The 16258-nt window shown below is 73.9% G+C and carries 13 protein-coding genes and 2 pseudogenes; 2 read left to right on the top strand and 13 right to left on the bottom strand.

All coding sequences use genetic code 11. The annotated features are described in order from the left end of the window. Positions 1–2 precede the first annotated feature (2 nt). The 10 genes and pseudogenes from ACWGJO_RS05455 to ACWGJO_RS05500 form a co-directional block, all read right to left on the bottom strand. The gene (locus tag ACWGJO_RS05455; protein WP_452182263.1) at positions 3–731 is read right to left on the bottom strand and encodes an alpha/beta fold hydrolase; all 729 of its coding nucleotides are present in this window, start codon (positions 729–731) and stop codon (positions 3–5) included. 256 nt (positions 732–987) lie between these two features. Next, a complete protein-coding gene (locus ACWGJO_RS05460; protein WP_452182264.1) occupies positions 988–2103 on the bottom strand; it encodes a hypothetical protein in 1116 nt (371 codons plus the stop codon). A gap of 162 nt (positions 2104–2265) precedes the next feature. Then, positions 2266–3132, bottom strand: a complete 867-nt coding sequence (locus tag ACWGJO_RS05465) for an alpha/beta fold hydrolase (protein ID WP_452182265.1) — start codon at positions 3130–3132, stop codon at positions 2266–2268. Positions 3133–3151: 19 nt separating this feature from the next. Beyond that, positions 3152–4297 (bottom strand): glycosyltransferase family 4 protein, encoded by a 1146-nt coding sequence (locus ACWGJO_RS05470; RefSeq protein ID WP_452182288.1) that lies wholly within the window; start codon positions 4295–4297, stop codon positions 3152–3154. A 62-nt stretch (positions 4298–4359) separates the two neighbouring features. Beyond that, entirely contained in the window at positions 4360–5424 is a 1065-nt protein-coding gene (locus ACWGJO_RS05475) for a fatty acid desaturase family protein (protein WP_452182266.1), read from the bottom strand. A 282-nt stretch (positions 5425–5706) separates the two neighbouring features. After that, the gene (locus ACWGJO_RS05480) at positions 5707–7047 is read right to left on the bottom strand and encodes a cytochrome P450 (RefSeq protein WP_452182267.1); all 1341 of its coding nucleotides are present in this window, start codon (positions 7045–7047) and stop codon (positions 5707–5709) included. Positions 7048–7197: 150 nt separating this feature from the next. Further along, complete coding sequence (locus ACWGJO_RS05485; protein ID WP_380352766.1) at positions 7198–7503, bottom strand: GNAT family N-acetyltransferase; 306 nt, start codon at positions 7501–7503, stop codon at positions 7198–7200. Between the two features lie 113 nt (positions 7504–7616). Continuing rightward, complete coding sequence (locus ACWGJO_RS05490) at positions 7617–8969, bottom strand: cytochrome P450 (RefSeq protein WP_452182268.1); 1353 nt, start codon at positions 8967–8969, stop codon at positions 7617–7619. Beyond that, positions 8969–9979: a terpene synthase family protein gene (locus tag ACWGJO_RS05495; protein WP_452182289.1), complete on the bottom strand. Its 1011-nt coding sequence runs from the start codon at positions 9977–9979 to the stop codon at positions 8969–8971. Before ACWGJO_RS05495 ends, ACWGJO_RS05490 begins: the two co-directional genes overlap by 1 nt. Positions 9980–10252: 273 nt before the next feature. Continuing rightward, positions 10253–10771: pseudogene (locus ACWGJO_RS05500) on the bottom strand (thiamine pyrophosphate-binding protein); the annotation flags it as partial. Between the two features lie 47 nt (positions 10772–10818). Between ACWGJO_RS05500 and ACWGJO_RS05505 the strand changes: the two are divergent. Continuing rightward, positions 10819–11789, top strand: a pseudogene (locus ACWGJO_RS05505) (TauD/TfdA family dioxygenase). Positions 11790–11849: 60 nt separating this feature from the next. Here the strand turns inward: ACWGJO_RS05505 and ACWGJO_RS05510 are convergent. Both ACWGJO_RS05510 and ACWGJO_RS05515 read right to left on the bottom strand, forming a co-directional pair. Further along, positions 11850–12209 carry an amidohydrolase family protein gene (locus ACWGJO_RS05510; protein WP_452182269.1) on the bottom strand — a complete coding sequence of 120 codons (360 nt, stop codon included), beginning with the start codon at positions 12207–12209 and terminating at the stop codon, positions 11850–11852. Between the two features lie 365 nt (positions 12210–12574). Further along, on the bottom strand, positions 12575–12802 hold the full coding sequence (locus ACWGJO_RS05515) for a hypothetical protein (RefSeq protein WP_359907425.1): 228 nt from the start codon (positions 12800–12802) through the stop codon (positions 12575–12577). Positions 12803–13217: 415 nt separating this feature from the next. Here ACWGJO_RS05515 and ACWGJO_RS05520 point away from each other — a divergent pair, with 415 nt between their 5' ends. Next, complete coding sequence (locus tag ACWGJO_RS05520) at positions 13218–13421, top strand: cold-shock protein (RefSeq protein WP_359907422.1); 204 nt, start codon at positions 13218–13220, stop codon at positions 13419–13421. 107 nt (positions 13422–13528) lie between these two features. Here ACWGJO_RS05520 and ACWGJO_RS05525 read toward each other — a convergent pair whose 3' ends face one another. Further along, positions 13529–16195 carry a glycoside hydrolase family 31 protein gene (locus tag ACWGJO_RS05525; protein ID WP_452182270.1) on the bottom strand — a complete coding sequence of 889 codons (2667 nt, stop codon included), beginning with the start codon at positions 16193–16195 and terminating at the stop codon, positions 13529–13531. Positions 16196–16258: the final 63 nt, after the last annotated feature.

The following is a 16258-nucleotide window of genomic DNA, read 5'->3' on the forward strand; positions in this document are numbered from 1 at the left end:
GTTTACGGGGCGGCGAGGAAGTTCTCGACCGCGGCGGCGTAGGTTACCGGGTGGGAGAAGCGGAACATGTGGCCGGTGCGCGGCAGCACGACCTCCCGGGCGTCGGGGATGCCCGCGAGCATGACCTTCGAGGCGTTCTCCCCGATCAGCACGTCGTGCGAGGGGGTCAGGAGCAGGGTCGGGACCTGGATCCGGCCCAGCGCGGCGACGTAGTCGGCGGTGAGGACGGCCCGCAGGCGGGCGCCGAACGAGGTGGCCGGGGTGTTGGCGAGGAACAGCTCGCGGCTGCGCGCCTCGTTCCAGGGCACCTGGCCCTCGCCGTCGAACGGGGAGGCGAGACGGTGGGCGTGGGCCCGCAGCGTCAGCTGCCGGTAGAGCGGGCCGCGGGCCCTGCCGATCGCCCGCATCAGGGCCTTCCACGACGTGGAGTCGACCGGGTTGGCCGCGAATCCGCCGGACAGGACCAGGGCGCGCAGGCCCCGCGGGCGGCGGGTGGCGAGGGCGAGCGCGATGTTCGCGCCGAACGAGTCGCCGACCAGCACGTAGTCGTCGAGGCCGGCGATCGCGATCTCGACGTGGTCGGCGTAGCGCTCGATGCTGTCGACGCCCTCGGGCAGGCGCAGCGTGCGCCGGGGCGCCTCGCCGTAGGGGGCGAGCTGTTCGGCGCTCCACGGGGCGCCGGAGAAGCAGGGGATGAAGACGAGGGTCGGATTCTTCGCTGCAGTGTTCATGGAGTAAATGTTACACGACACATGTGTCGCGTCATATGTTGAGGGCGCGGCGCCGACGGTCGGCCGGGATCCACCCGGGTCGCCCGGCGGGTGCGAGCGCGCGGCGGGGCGCGGAGGTGTCGAGTGGTGCCCGGCGGCTCATGTCGCCCTCGGACCGCTCCGCGCAAAGGCGACGGCGGGGCGGGGCCGGGTCTCCGGACCTCCGCCCCGCCGTCGCTGCGGGGTGGTGCTGGGCGTGGTGGGCGGGCGGGTTCGGTCAGTGGGCGACGATCTGCAGAGTGGAGTTGACGGTGAGGTAGAAGGTGTGGGCGTCGGGTCCGAGGGCCAGGCCGGTCACCCAGTTGAGGCCGGTGACGCCCTCGGCCGGGACGAGGGTGTTGGTCGCGGTGTCCAGGGCGAGGACCGACGCCTTGCCGTCGCTGCTGGTGAGGTCCTGCTGGACCAGGTACAGCCGAGTGCCGTCCGCGCCCACCGACGGGTTCTGCAGCCACTGGCCGGGGGAGATGTCCAGGGTGGACAGGGCATCCGTGGCGAGGTCGACGGCGTAGCCGGTGCCGCTGTTCCCCACGCCGTAGAGCCGGGTGCCGTCCGGGGAGAGGGCCAGGCTCGGGACGGAGCCGATCGGGGCGGCGATGGCACCGGCGACGGTCGGGGTCCCGGTGCCGGTGTCCAGACGGACCAGGTTCTCGTCGGTGGCGGCGTAGGCGGCGTCACCGGCCGACGGCGTGACGATCGAGCCCAGGTAGCGGCCGGGGACCGGCACGGCGGCGGTGAAGCCCTGTTGTTGCGGGGAGAAGGACAGGACCCGGGCGCTCGGCTCGGCCGGGCGGTGGTAGCGGGCAGGTCCGTCCTGGCCGACGTAGACACTGGCGCCGTCCGCGCTGACCGCCAGCGAGGTGAGCGCCCCGGGGAGGGTCCCGTCGGGCCGCGGCTGGTCCGGCGCCTCGGTGCTGGAGACGACCGTGTCGGTGGCCGTGTCGATGGCGGCCAGGCTGGACAGCGGTGCCTTGCGGGCGGTCGAGAACAGCACGTAGACGCGCGAGCCGTCGGGGCTGACGGTCAGCGGTCCCGGACCGGCCCCGAGCCCGGTGGACAGCGTCACCACCGCGGTGATCGCCCCGCTCTGGGTGTCGACCACCTTCACCTTGGCGCCATTGATGCTGTCCTTCACCGCGACGTACGCCTTGCGCCCGTCCGGGCCGACCGCCACCGAGGCGGGTGACGAGTCCAGCTCGACCGTCCGCGGGACACCCGGGACCGGCCCGTCGGACGTGCCGGTGACGGCGCCGGCGGAGCCGGACCCGGCGAGCAGCAGCGCCGCGCCCGCCGCCAGGGAGCCTAACCAACGGGCCTTCGACAAAAGCGAGTTCATGTGACCCTCCGCTTCGGACACCGCGGGTCCCCGCGGTGGAAGGCAAAGGCTACGGGACGCACCCGTACGGGTGCGGCTTCAGGCTTTGGGGTCGGGTCGGGCGGTGACGGCCGCGGTGACGGGAGCGGGGGCGGGGGTAGCTGCCGCCGGGCGGCGCGCGGTTCACCCGCCGGGCGTGCGACGGGGCTCCGCGAGCAGGGCGCGGAAGGCCGTGGCCACGGCGCCGGGGTGTTCCTGCATGGCGACGTGGCCGACGCCGGGCAGGGTGAGGAGCCGGGCGTCGCGGAAGGCGGCGTAGGCCCGGGCCGCCGAGCGGAAGGGGACGAGGCGGTCCTCGCGGCCGTAGACGAGCAGGGTGGGGGCGGTGACCCGGTGGGCCTGCTGCCAGGCCGAGGACTCGCCGGCGGGGCGCAGGTGGGAGCGGACGACGGCGCGCACGCCCTGCGCCAACATCTTCTGGGTGTAGGGGAGTTCGGCGCGGCGCAGGCGTTCGCGGGCCTCCGTCGCCCGTTGTTCGGCGTCGACGCGGGACGGGTCGGCGTAGATCAGGCCGTAGAGGTCGTCGAGCTGCCGGTCGGGGCTCCGGGCGGACAGCAGCCGGGCGTACAGGCGGTGAGCGCCCGGCAGGCCCAGCAGGGAGATCCGCAGGGCCTGGGGCGGCGGGAGGGCGGGCAGGACCGGCGAGACCAGGGTCAGGGTGGAGACCAGTTCCGGGCGGTGGGCGGCGAGGTGGAGGGCGGTCAGGCCGCCGAGGGAGTTGCCGACCAGGTGGACGCGGCGGTGCCCGGTGCGGTCGAGGTGATGGGCGACGGCCGCGGCCTGGCGCCGGACGGTGACGACGCCGTCGGGCGGGGGAGCGGAGCGGCCGAAGCCCGGGAGGTCGAGGGCCAGGCAGTGCACCGACGGCCGGAGGCGCTCGATCAGGGCGGCCCAGTTGTGGGTCCAGCCACCCAGCCCGTGCAGGAACACGGCGGTCCCGGTGTCCGGGCGGGCGCCGGGTGTGTACTCGGCGGCGAGCGGTCGGTTCATGACGGTTCGGTCCCCGTTCTCACGCTCGCCGTGCCGCGGAGGACTCCGCCACCGCGAGCCGGTAGTGGTCGAGGAGCCGGTCGCCGACCGCCTCCCAGCTGCGTTCCGCCACCGAGGCCCGGCCGGCCCGGCCGAGCGTTCGGCGCAGTTCCGCGTCCCGGGCGAGCCGCTCCACCGCCTCCCGGAAGCCCCCGGCCGCGCCGGGCGGCACGAGGAAGCCGGTGCGTCCGGGGAGGACGAGGTCGAGCGGTCCGCCGGCCGCAGGGGCGACGACGGGCAGGCCGCTGGCCATCGCCTCCTGGAGGGTCTGGCCGAAGGTCTCGAACGGCCCGGTGTGGGCGAACACGTCGAACGAGGCGTAGAGCCGGGCGAGTTCGTGCCCGGTGCGGCGGCCCAGGAAGAGCGCGTCGGGCAGTGCCGCGCCCAGCCGGGTGCGGCACGGGCCGTCCCCGACCACCACCACCCGTACGCCCGGGAGCCGGGATGTCTCGGCCAGCCGCTCGACCTGCTTCTCCGGTGCCAGCCGACCGACGTAGCCGACCAGCACCTCACCGGGCCGGCCGAGGTGGCGGCGCAGGGCCTCGTCCCGGTGGCCGGGGTGGAAGCGCACGCAGTCGACGCCGCGCGGCCACAGGTGGACCCGGGGGATCCCGTGGGCCGTCAGGACGTCGAACGAGGCCCTGGACGGTGCCAGGGTCCGCGCGGCCGCGGTGTGGATGTGCCGCAGCCGGCGCCAGGCCAGCCGGGCTCCGGCCGCGCCCGCGAAGGGCAGGTAGGTCCGGGCGTAGGCGGCGAGGTCGGTCTGGTAGACGGCGACGGCGGGGACGCCCGCGCGCCCGGCCGCCGCCGCGCCGGCGGCCCCGAGCGCGAACGGGCTCGCCAGGTGGACCACGTGCGGGCGGTGCCGTTCGACGGCGTCGGCCACCCGGCGCCCGGGGAGGGCGATCCGCACCTCGGGGTAGCCGGGCAGCGGGACCGACGGGACGCGGACCACCCGGTAGCCGTACGCCGCTCCGCAGTCCTCGTTCTCGCGACGCTGCGCCGCCGGCGCCACCACCAGCGGGACGTGCCCCCGGGCGAGGAGGTGCTCGGCGGTGCGGAGCACGCTGTGGGCCACGCCGTTGAGCTGCGGGGCGAAGGACTCGGCGACGATCACCACCCGCAGCGGCCCGTCGCCGGGGGCCGGGCCGTCCGTGGCGGGCGCCGCCCGCCCGGGCAGGACCCCGCTCACCGGGCGGCCTCCGCCGCCGCCACGGCCTCGGGACGGGCCGGGACGGAGCGGCCGACCGCGCGCAGGTCCCGCAGGATCTCCCGGAAGCAGGCGGTCAGGCCCGCCTCGGCGTACGGCACGCCGATCTCCGCGCAGTACGCGCGCACGATGCGCGAGGCCGGACGCAGCGCCGGCACCGGCATGGCCGGGAAGAGGTGGTGCTCGATCTGGTGGCCGAGGCCGCCGAAAAGGAAGTGGACGAACCGGCCGGCCCGCAGATTGCGGGAGGGCAGCACCTGCCGCCGGAGGAAGTCGGTGCGCTGCGCGCCGGGGCCGGTCAACGGCATGCCCTTGTGGTTGGGGGCGAAGATGCAGCCCAGGTAGACGCCGAGCAGCGCCCCGAACAGCGCGGTGAAGGCGAGCGCCTGGAGCGGAGCGAGTACGAGGACGGTCAGGGCCGCCGCGAGGACGTAGTGCAGTGCGGCGAGGGTGCGTTCCAGGACGGGGTGTCGGACGGTGCCACGGGTGAGGGTCAGGCCGGTGGCGACGAGCAGGCCGAGCGCCTGGAGGGACAGCAGCGGGAAGAACAGCTCCGCCTGGTACCGGGCCATGAGGCGTCGCAACCCCCGTGCCCGGTCGGCCTGTTCGGCGGTTCTGGCGAAGAGGATGGCGTCGGCGGCCGGGTCGCGGCCCTCGTGGTTCGGGTGGGCGTGGTGCCGGTTGTGGTCGTCGACCCACCAGCCGTAGCTCATGCCGACCACCAGGTTCCCCAGCACGATGCCCACCAGGTCGGTCGTCCGGCGGTCGGCGAACACCGCGCGGTGCGCGACGTCATGGCCGAGCAGCGCCAACTGGCCCAGCACGAGGGCGAACAGCGGCGCGAGGCCGAGCTGCCACCAGCTTGCGCCGAGCGCGACGAACCAGGCGAGCAGCCCCGCCAGCGCGGCGAACAGCCCCGCGCTCCGGCACGCGTAGTGGAGCGGGCGCCGACGCAGCAGACCGGCTTGGGCCACGCGCCGGTACAGCTCGGCGAATTCGCCGCGCCGGGCGGTCCCGGTACTCGGAGTGTCCTGAACGGTCATGCCACCAATCCGGTCTCGGGCCGCCACGGCCGGCCGTCGCCGCGCGGCGTGCCCCGGGCAGGGGAGCCCTGAGACTTCCGTACTCCACCGGCCGCTGTCCCGCGCCGCCGGTGAACGCAACCTGATCGAGTGGGCGGTGGGCGCGGGTTGACGGCCCGCTGTTCAGGGGTCGAGAACCCGTACGGAACGCTGCCGGGGGGAGAAGGACCGCCCCTGCTGCTGCCGTCGGCTACCGGCTACCGGCTACCGACTGTCGGCTACTGGCTACCGACTATCGGCTGATCATGCGCAGCCGCAGCCGCAGCCGCAGCCGGTGCGGCCGAAGCACCGTGCCCAGCCGCACGGGGCGGGCTCGGCCGGCCCCGGCGCCGCGACCGGCTGCCAGCGGCCCAACACGGTGGCCGGCGCGATCGCCGCCTCGGCGCGTGCGTAGTCGGCGCCGACGCACTGTCGCGGCCCGTTGGCGAAGCCGGCGAAGCCCCAGCGCGGCAGTGCGGCGGCCCGCTCGGGCAGCCGGCGGTCCGGATCGAAACGGGCGGGTTCCGCGAAGATCGACGGGCTGTGGTGGGCCACGTAGGAGCTGAGCAGCACCTGGCTGCCGCGTGGCAGGGTGCGCCCTCCCAGGTCGGTCTCGCGGGTGCAGGTGCGCAACAGCACCCAGCCGGGGGGATGGAGGCGCAGCGCTTCGGTCAACACCCGAGCCGTGCGGGGCAGGAACGGCAGGTCGGCCCACTCGGCCGGGCGGCCGCCCGGCAGCACCGCGTCGAGTTCCTCCTGCAGGGCGGACAGCACCTGCGGATGCATCGTCAGCAGCTCTAGCGTCCAGGAGAGTTGGGAGGCGGTAGTCTCCGAGTCGGCCAGGAGCAGCGCGACCACCTGGTCGTGCAGCTCGGTGTCGGAGAGCGTGGAGCCGTCCTCGTCCCGGGCCGCCGGCAGCCCGGCCAGCAGATCGGTGTGCCCGCGACCGTCGGCCCGGCGGTCGCGTACGAGCTCGGCCACCGTCCGCCGCAGGGTGCGCACCGCCGCGTGGTGGCCGGGGCCCGCGGGCAGCATCAGCACCCGCCGCAACGCGCCGGCCAACGCGGTCTCGAAGGCGTGCTGCAGACGGTCGGCCGGCGCATCCGGCGCCTCGGTGCCCAACAGGCTGCGCGCCACCACCCGCAGGGTGAACCGGTAGCACGCGGGGAAGACCTCGACCACCTCGCCGTCCCGCCAGGAGGCGGCCGGCTGCGCCGCCTCGCGGGTCATCACGGCGGCGTACCCGGCCAGCCGCTCGGGCCGGAACTCCGGTTGCAGCAGCCGCCGTTGATGTCGGTGGTCGGCGTGTGCACAGGTGGCCAGCCCGTTGCCGAGGACCCGGCGGAAGCGCCGGTGGATCGCTCCGTCCTTGTCGAAGGTCCGGTTGTCCGCGTAGGCCTGCCGCAGCAGTTCCGGGTGGCAGGGCACCACCATCCGGTTCGGTCCCAGCCGGACCTCCACCAGGTCGCCGTACCGGGACAGCCGACCCAGGAACCCCGTCGGATCCCGCACCAGTGCGGGCAGGTGCCCGAGCACCGGCAGCGCCCCGGGCAGACTCGTGTGGGAGTACGTCGTGGGGGCGGGATCCCGCGCGGACGAGGACACCGGATCAGCATAGGTCCGCGGCCTGGCGGCGGGGCGGTTCGGCGCGGCGCTGCGGCGGCCCGGGGTTCTCCCCGCTCCCGGGCTGGGCCGCGCGACGGGTCCGACCGCCCCGCCCGGGGACGGCCCGGGCGGCGCCTTCGGCTTCGGGGGTCAGAGGCCGAACCGGGCGCGGTGGGTGGCGGGGACGAGGTCGGCGTACTCGGGGTGCTTGGTGATCCAGCCGCGGATGAAGGGGCAGTAGGGCAGGACGGCGAGCTGCTGGTCGCGTGCGGCGTCCAGGGCGGCGCGGGCCAGCCGGCTGCCGAGGCCGCGGCCTTCGAAGCGGGGGTCGATCTCGGTGTGGATGAAGGCGATCTCGTTGCCGGAGCGGTGGTACTCGGCGAAGCCGGCGAGTTCGCCGTCGTCCTGGATCTCGAACCGGGACTTCTCGGTGTTGTCGGTGACGGACTGCTCCATGGTTCCTCCTCGTGCGGTCGGATTGCCGGGTCGGCACCCCGACTATAGTTGAATAATAAACATTTGTCGCGGTCGGCATGCGGCGGGGTGACGACTTCGGCGCGCCCGGCCGCTCACCGCGGTTCGGCGACGAGCAACGGGCCGCGCGGGCGGACGGTCGCGGCCGTGGCGCTCTCCCGGAGGGAGCCGGCCGTCGCCGGCCGGAGCCGCAGGCGGGCGAGGACGGTAGCGGCGATGACGAGCATCTCGGCCCGGGCGAAGGACTCGCCGACGCACTTGTGGCGGCCGGCGCCGAAGGGGATGAACAGCCCGGGACGGGCACGGTTCCCGGGGCGGCGCCAGCGCTCGGGATCGAATCGCAACGGGTCGGGGTGGAGTTGCGGGGAGCGGTGCAGTGCGGCCGGGCTGAAGAGGATCTCTGCCCCCGGGGCCAGGAGGGCGTCGCCGTAGTGGAGCGGCGCCACCGCCCGGCGCATCAGGATCCAGTTGGGGGTGTGGAGCCGGAGGGTCTCGCTGATCGCGTGCCCGGTGCGTTCCAGGCGTGGCAGGTCCTCCAGGGATACGGCGCCGTCCCCGGCGACGGCGCGCACCTCCTCGCTCAGCTCGTCCTGCAGGTCCGGGCGCCCGGCGAGTTCGTGGAAGAGCCAGGCGAGCGTGGTGGCGGTCGTCTCGGTGCCGGCCAGGAGCAGCGAGACCGCCTCGTCCCGGACCTGGACCGGTGCCATGGTGAGTCCGGTCTCCTCGTCGCGGGTGGTCAGCAGCAGCGACAGCAGCGTGTCGTCCCGGCCCTGATGCCGGAGGGCGGCCCGGGCGACGATCTCGTCCACAGCGGTGCGCAGGTCCCGGACCGCGATGTCGAAGCGCCGGTTGGCCGGTACGGGCAGCTTCTCCAGTAGCGGCGACGGGTAGAGCGCCCGCTGGACGAATCCGGTGAGGACCACGGGCACGGCCCGGTCGATCCGGGCCTTTTGGGCGTCGCTCAGGCGGGCGGCGAACAGCGCCTCGACCACGATGTCCCGGGCGAGATCGTGCATCCGATGCTCGATCGGCGCCGCCCGTCCGGGCTCCCAGCGGGACACCGCGGCCGCGGCCAGTCGCGCGGTCAGGGCGGTGTACCGGCGGATGCCGTCGCGGTGGAAGGCGGGCTGGACCAGGCGCCGCTGGCGGAGGTGGAACGCGCCCTCGGAGATGAACAAACCGTTGCCCAGCACGCCGCGGGCCTTGTCGAAGATGAAGCCCTTCTCGGTCTTCGCGGCGTCCTCGACGAGCAGCCGGTGCACCAGCTTCGGTTCGGTGAGGACGTGAACCGGCCTGCGCCACAGGTGGATCCGCACCACCGGGCCGTGTTCGGCCAGCGACTGGAGGAAGGGCAGGGGGTCGGTCAGCAGTGGGAGCAGGTGTCCGAGCAGGGGCAGGCGGCCCGGCGCGCACGGCACCGCGACGGGCGGGGCGTCGTTCTCGCGCATCAGGGCCTCGCCGTGGGGGCGGGCACGTCGAACCGGGAGCTGCCGCGGGACCAGTCGATGTGTCCGCGCAGCCACAGTCCCAGGCTCCGGGCGTACGCGGAGGCCGCGTCGCCGCCGTTCGCGTGGACGGTTCGGCTCAGTCCGATGAACGCGCGCATCTCGGCGTCACGCATGGCGACGGCCGACCGTCGGGCCTCGGCCGGAGAAGAGCGGTGGTGGCGGGCCAGGACCTCGACCAGGTTGTGGCGGCCCTGGCCGCCCACGGTCTCCTTGGCGTGGGAGTACAGGTCGTTGTCCCAGCTCACCAGGTTCGCCGTGAGGTCCCTGAGCCTGCGCAGCGAACGGCCGTCCGCCTCCGCGGCCGGGACTTCGCGGCCGGCCGCGATGTCGACCAGGGCGAGGCAGGTGTACGTGGCTCCGGCATGCCTGCGCATGGCCACGTACTCGGACAGGCCCGGCACCGTGCCCGCCTCGCGATTGGCGGCCTCCCACACCTGCGCGGAGAGGTACTCGCGGACCGTGCACTCCCACCGGAACAGCTGTGACGGTGAGGCCTGTGCGGCGACCCGGTCCCGGATCTCCCGCAGGGCCGTCGCGTAGGCGCCGGCCGGTCCGGACAGCCGGCCGCCGAAGACCTCCTCGCCGGGCGGCTCGGGGTCGATCACCCGGGAGAGGAGAGCGGTCGTGCGGGCCAACGGCCCGGGGTGGTAGCCGTGTTCGCGGTCCTCGCAGTACCCGTCGTCGAAGGCGAAGAGCCAGACGTACCAGTCGGACAGCAGACGCAGCATCTCGGCGGAGACCTCGGGGTTGGTCCGTGCGGCCAGGTGACCGCTGCGTTGGCGCCCGATCCGGTCGGACTGCCGGAGGCGCCCGTCCAGCAGCCGGTGGCGCGCCAGCCAGGCCAGGCTCTGCCGGTCGGCCTGTTCGGCGTGGGTGTTCGTCAGGGAGGGGAAGGGGCACCACAAGTCGTCCGGGGTGCTGTGTGGTCGCCCGTCGCGGAGATCGGTCATCGCTGTGCCGGCCCTCGTCTGGTTGGGGTCGCGGCCGGAGTTCGGTGCCCCGCGACGATCGCGTGGGCTCGCCCGGCCTGCGCGGGAGGCCGAAACTAGTCCGGATCGGGGTGGGGTGGTGGACTGTGCGCGCATTCGTGCTTGCCTCCCGGCGCACGGCCGGCCGGCCCGCCCTTCCGGTCCAGAGCGCCCCGGCGTACTCGCGGCTGTCGGTCCCGCCGGTCGCGGTGGGCCTCCATGCGGCCAGGGACGGGACGCTGCCCCGGATCGTTCCCGGTGCTGCTGGCCGGACGTGACGATCAGGGGTGTGTTGGCGTGGTACGCCGCCGCCAGGTTGCCCATGGCGTTGCCGGTTCCGGACGAGGAGTGCAGGTTGACCAGCGCGGGGCGGCCGGTGACCTGGGCGAAGGCGTCGGCCATGGTGATGGCGGATGCCTCTTCGGCGGCCGTGGCGTCCATGTGGACCAGGAAGCGGCTCTCCTCGGTGAACAGAGCCATCTGCCCCTCGGCGTCCCGGCGGTCCGCACAGTGGGCGTAGGCGTCGACCAGCCGGCGGATGGCCAGCCGGTCGGCGGCCTCCTGGGGCGGGACGGCAACGGGGGACGACACATCGGCTCCGATCGTCGCACTGCCTGACACCGGCAGGAGAGCACCGGCGCCGAGGGCCCCGCAAGCGGACGAACAGGCGCTGCCGCCCGGCAGGAGTCGCGACCGCGTGCGTCGGGGGGTTCCGGTGGTGAGGACGGCACCGCACGGGCGGCGCACCGGCACGGGCCCGGACCGACGAGGCACTGCCGGAAGGGCGGCCGCGGTCCCGCGGCCGCCCCGGGGCCGGAACCGTGTCGCCGACCAGGGTTTCGGGGGATCCGGCCGATGCCGGCGCGTGCGAGCGGCTGGCCCGCTCCCTGTCCGCCGGCGGGCGCGACCGGGTCGACAGCCCCGAGTGGGTGGCCTGGGCCCGGGACGCCTGGGACGAGCTCCCGCTGCCGCTGCGCCGTGCGGTGCGCCGGTTCCGCAGGAGCTCCGGCCCGCACGGCACCCTGGTGATCGGCGGCCTGCCCGTCGACGAGGCGGCCCTGCCCCGACACCGGCCGTGCCCGGCTCGGTCCAGCGCCGGGTCACCGTCCCCGCCGCGCTGCTCACCATGGTGGCCTGCGGGCTCGGCGAGCCGCTCGCCCACCTGGCCGAGAAGTCCGGCGCTCTCGTGCAGGACGTGGTGCCCGTGCCCGGGCAGGAGGCCTTCCACGGCAACGCCGGATCGGTGCCGCTGTCCTTCCACACCGAGAACGGCTTCCACCCCCACCCGCCGGACTACGTGGTCTTCCTGTGCCTGCGCGCCGACCACGACCGGATCGCCGGGTTGCGTGTCGCCGGAATCCGCCAGGCGCTGCCGCTGCTCACCCGGGCCGACCGGGAGGCCCTGTTCGCACCGGAGTTCATCACCACACCACCGCCCTCCTTCGGCCCGGACGCCGAGAGCGGAGCCGCAGCCGTACCCCGACCGGTGCTGTTCGGCGCATCGGAGGACCCCGACATCCGCGTGGCCCAGCTCGTCACCACCCCGCTCACACCTCGGGCCACTGCCGCGCTGGCCGAGTTCGGCCGGGCCTGTGAGGAGACCGCCCGCACCCTGCGCCTGACCCCCGGCGACCTGGTCGTCATCGACAACCGCGTCACCGTCCACGGCCGTACCGCCTTCCGGCCCCGCTACGACGGGGCGGACCGCTGGCTGCAACGCACCTACGTCACCGTCGACCTGCGCCGCTCCCGGGATCACCGTCCTCAGGACGGCCAGGTACTCGCCCGCTGACCGGCCCGGAGCGGCGACGGCCGGGCCGTCGCGAGCGGGGCGGCGACGCGGGATGCGCCGTCAGCAGCAGCCGTGCCACTGGTAGTCGGTGGGGACTTCGAGCCCGGCAACGGGGTCGTCGGCGTTCGCGTCGCTGTTCGCGTCGGCGGCGGAGTGGACGGTGGCCTTCTCGGAGGCCGGACTGAAGGCTGTCTCCTCCAGGACGCCGTTGGGCTCGCCGAAGGGCCGGGCCACGGGGCCGGGCCGGCGGCGGATGACGCCGCCGTCCGGGTCCGCGCTGGCCCTCGTACAGCCCAGCTCCCGCAGGCCGCGGCTGTTCACCGCCCCGAGGTGGAAGGACTGGTGGATGGCCAGCACCGGCCGGGTGGTGGAGACCGCGTCGAGAGCCGCGCGGGTGGGGTGCCGGCCCTCGGCGAGCATGGCGGCGTCGTAGAAGCGGCCGGCAGGAGGGGCGAGGCCGACCGGGGGCCGCAGGGGGATGACGAGCGTGTCGCGCCGGGCGCGGGGCGGGAGCGGTGCCGGCGCGGGGGAGGGAGGAGGTTCCGGCCCCGGACGACCCGATGGCCGTCGTCACCGGCATGCGGTCGGTGACGACGGTGATGCGGGGTCGGGGGGCGGGCCGGCGGGCGCGCGCGTACGGGCCGTGCCGGAGTCCCGGCACGGCCACGGCGGATCGGCCCCTGCGGTGTGCGCAGTGGCGGCCCGGAGACCGGGCACCGTCGGCTGCGCCGCCGGGGTCCGGACTGCACCCCGGGGCGGTGACGGCATCGCCGCCGGTGTGTCGGTCAGAGGGTGTACATGGCGGCGTACGGCGGGGTGATCCGCTCCTGTCGGGTGCCGAAGTCGACGAGGACCGCGGGGTAGGCCCCGTCCTCCACCGCGATGACGCGGCCGAGACCGTACTTGTCGTGGCTGATGCGGTCGCCGACCGCAAAGTGCTTGGGCGGTGCTTCGGGCCGGGGCTTGAAGGGACTGGTGGGCAGAGGGCGTCGGACTGCCGGTGATTTCGTCATCCTGGTCAGTATGCTCCGAAAATCGAGGGAACGGGCCGTCCCGGCGGGGGTGAATCCGTTGCCGGTCATCCTCGGGGCGGCCCGTGCCCCGGGCGTGGCGAAAGTCGCGACCGGGCCGGGGCGGGGCATGGCGCCCTCAATCTCCCCGTGGCAACCGGTTGTTGCCGTCCCCCTGGGGGTGACGGGTTGCGCCCGGAAGGGTGAGGCGAAAATATTCGCGTGGTTATCCGCCGTGGCGGCCCGAAGTCTGCTACGGTTGTTTTAGTTGCAGTTGTGGTTCCCATGAACTTTGTGTGCGCCTGCTCTTCGCAGGTGCATTTTTTGTTTTCCGGCTCTTTCCCGGAGGGTTCTCATCGCGGCGACTCGAAAGTCTGCGTGGTGCAGGCTTCGGACAGTCTCTCGAAGGAGATTTCTCATGGCTACTGGCACCGTGAAGTGGTTCAACGCGGAAAAGGGCTTCGGCTTCATCGCGCAGGAGGGTGGCGGCGCGGACGTGTTCGCCCACTACTCGAACATCGTTGCCCAGGGCTTCCGCGAGCTCGTTGAGGGCCAGAAGGTCGAGTTCGACGTCACGCAGGGCCAGAAGGGCCCGCAGGCCGAGAACATCCGCCCGCTGTAGTCCTCTGCCCTGGCTTTCGCCCGGCAGGAAAAGGGGCCCGTACCGTGCGTCGCGCACGGTACGGGCCCCTTGCCGTACCGGCGCGGAAGCCCCTCGCCGTCGGGCGGTCAGTTGCCGCCGTGGACCAGGTTGAGCGAGAAGCCATCGCCGGTGGGGAGGGACGGCGTCCGGATCGTCGTCACCCCGGTCGCGGCGTCGTAGTACCAGCCCGAGGCGGCCGCGTCGAGCGCGGCCGCCGAGTCCAGCCGGGGGAGCAGGCCCGCGTCGCCGGCCACCAGGCGCGGGGCGGGGCGGCCGTGCACGGTGAGGCGGTACGACCGCTCGGCCGGCTTGCCGGCGTAGTCGCCCTCGCTGGCGCCGATGCGGACGTTGGTCACGGCGCGGTTGGTGTGCACGTCCACCTGCTGGGTGGCCGAGGAGCCGGCGGTGAACCGCCGGGTGACGCCGTCGTCCTCGTACAGGGTGTAGGAGGAGTCGCCCGCGGCCTGCGGGTAGAGGTCGTAGTCGAGCTCGGAGCGGTCCCGGTTCTCCCAAGAGAGCGTGCCCTTGGGCCACATCGGGACGATCGCGCCGCCGCGGACGAACAGCGGCAGGGTGTCGAGCGGGGCGGAGTAGCCGTTGACCGTGGTCGGGCCCTGGTAGGTGCGGCCGGTCCAGTAGTCGGTCCAGGTGCCCTCGGGCAGGTAGATGCCGTCGCGCACGGTGGTGTCCGAGTAGACCGGCGCGACCAGGAAGTCGGGCCCGGCCAGGAACTCGTACTTCGCGTTCGGGCCGAGGGCGTTCGGGTCGTGCGGGTACTCCAGGGCCAGCGGGCGGACCGCGCCGACGCCGGTACGGGTGGCCTCCGCGGAGAGGGTGTACATGTACGGCAGCAGCCGTTCCTTCAGTTGCAGGTACTTGCGGTTGATCGAGGTGTACGGCTCGCCGTCCAGCCAGGGCTGCTGGTCCCGCTGCTGCTTGCCCGTCATGTCCCGGGCCCAGCCGTCCATGGTCATGATCGCCGGGAGGAAGGCCTTCCACTGCAGGTCGCGGGCGTACATCTTGGGGTCCCGGCGGTAGATCGAGCCGACGTCGCCGGTGTTGTAGGCGATGCCGGACATGGTGGCGCCGGCATAGGTCGGGATCTGCCAGCGGATGTAGTCCCAGGACAGGCTCTGGTCACCGCTCCACAGCACGCCGCAGCGCTGCGCCCCGGCCCAGGAGACCGGCAGCCAGACGAAGCCGCGGGCGTCGCTGTTGTCCTCGATGCCGGCCTTGGCCTGGTCGCAGGCGTTCAGCGCGAAGTCGTAGCCGTTGCCGACCCAGGCCACGTCGAGTTTGCGCACCCGCACGCCGGCCTTGACCTCCTCGGCCTGGTTGGGCAGGCCGTTCTGGGTCCACAGACCGAGCTGGGCGTGGTCCTTGCGCAGGCCCGTGCCGGTCTGCGGCAGGTTCTCGTAGCCGCAGCCGTAGCCGTCGTTGACCAGCATCCAGCCCAGCGGCATCTGGTTGTCCACGTAGCCGTCGGCGACCTTCAGCGCGTCCAGGGTGTGGCGTTCGCCGCGGTTGGCGTTGTGCAGGTAGCAGTCGGAGTCGCCGGGCTCCAGCCCGTAGACGGGCGGCATGAAGGGCTTGCCGACCAGGTCGGTGTACCGGCCGATCACCGCCTTGACGTCACCGGTGAAGTAGTAGGCGTCCAGGCGGCGTTCCTGCTGTCCGGTGCGGACGGGCGAGCCGAAGTCGTAGATCCCGGGCGTGAAGGTGTTGCGGAAGACGCCGTAGCCGGCGGTGGAGACGTAGAACGGCTGGGAGTTGTTCCAGCCGCCCTCGTTCCAGTCGGTGCTGTTGGCGACGTGGACGGTCCGGTCGCGGTGCGAGAAGGAGCCGTTCTGCTCGCCGCCGCCGAAGAACTGCTCGTCCGCGCCGCGCACCAGGCTCTGCCGCAGTCCGCCGGTGCTCCAGCGCAGTGGGGCGCTCTCCTGCCAGAGGGCGGTGCGGTCGTCCGCCTTGTACAGGCCGAACCGCAGCGGGTGCTTGTAGACCCGCAGGACCAGGCCCTTGGAGCGGATGCCGTAGTACGCGCCGGCGTCGAAGGTGCTGGTGTCGCGCTGCGGCTCGGGCTGCGTGCGGACGATCGTGCTGCCCGCCGGATCGGTGAGGACGCCGTCCGGGGCGGCGCGCAGGCGCAGCTGGTCGTCGGCGAGGAAGTCGACCCGTGCCTTCAGGGTGCCCGCGGAGATGTCGTAGCTGCCCTGGGAGCCGCCGAAGGCGGTCAGGTCGCCGGCGTCGGCGGTCTGCGGCAGGTAGGCGGTGCCGGTGTAGGAGCCGCCGTGGACGTCGTAGGGGACCACCAGGACGCGGTAGGTGCCCGAGGCCTTCGGGATCACCGTGGCCTCCGGGTCGGCGGTGCCCGCGCTGGTGGCCACCTGCTTGCCGGTGGCGTCGTAGATGTAGAGGTCGAAGTCGTCGGCGGGGTTCTGCCAGCGGACGGACACCGGGACGCCGCCCTCCGGATTGTCGTCCCAGTAGCCGGCCGGTACGTTCACGGTGAGGTCGAAGTGGTCGCAGACCGTGCCGCCCGGGTCCTGTGCGGCCGGGGGGCAGCTGCCGGGGTCACCGAGGGTGCCCTTGGCGTACTGCGGGCTCTGCCAGGTGACGCTCTGGTGGCCCTGGTCGAGGACGGCGGAGCCGGGGGTCGCGGCCCGGGCGGGGAGGACGGGCCCGGCCAGGGCGGGGAGGACGGCCAGGGCCGCGGTGAGGGCGGCCCGGCGGAGGTGGGGCCGGAGCAGGCGCACGGTGGTGTCTCCGTTCGACGTTGGAGAGGTGGGCGGTCGGGACCTGGTCGGGACCTGATTGGG

The organism is Kitasatospora sp. NPDC054795 (assembly GCF_053611565.1).

Coding starts and splice junctions, on each gene's coding strand:
- ACWGJO_RS05455 (WP_452182263.1), bottom strand. CDS start 731: ATGAACACTGCAGCGAAGAATCCGACCCTCGTCTTCATCCCCTGCTTC.
- ACWGJO_RS05460 (WP_452182264.1), bottom strand. CDS start 2,103: ATGAACTCGCTTTTGTCGAAGGCCCGTTGGTTAGGCTCCCTGGCGGCG.
- ACWGJO_RS05465 (WP_452182265.1), bottom strand. CDS start 3,132: ATGAACCGACCGCTCGCCGCCGAGTACACACCCGGCGCCCGCCCGGAC.
- ACWGJO_RS05475 (WP_452182266.1), bottom strand. CDS start 5,424: ATGACCGTTCAGGACACTCCGAGTACCGGGACCGCCCGGCGCGGCGAA.
- ACWGJO_RS05485 (WP_380352766.1), bottom strand. CDS start 7,503: ATGGAGCAGTCCGTCACCGACAACACCGAGAAGTCCCGGTTCGAGATC.
- ACWGJO_RS05490 (WP_452182268.1), bottom strand. CDS start 8,969: ATGCGCGAGAACGACGCCCCGCCCGTCGCGGTGCCGTGCGCGCCGGGC.
- ACWGJO_RS05495 (WP_452182289.1), bottom strand. CDS start 9,979: ATGACCGATCTCCGCGACGGGCGACCACACAGCACCCCGGACGACTTG.
- ACWGJO_RS05510 (WP_452182269.1), bottom strand. CDS start 12,209: ATGCTCGCCGAGGGCCGGCACCCCACCCGCGCGGCTCTCGACGCGGTC.
- ACWGJO_RS05515 (WP_359907425.1), bottom strand. CDS start 12,802: ATGACGAAATCACCGGCAGTCCGACGCCCTCTGCCCACCAGTCCCTTC.
- ACWGJO_RS05520 (WP_359907422.1), top strand. CDS start 13,218: ATGGCTACTGGCACCGTGAAGTGGTTCAACGCGGAAAAGGGCTTCGGC.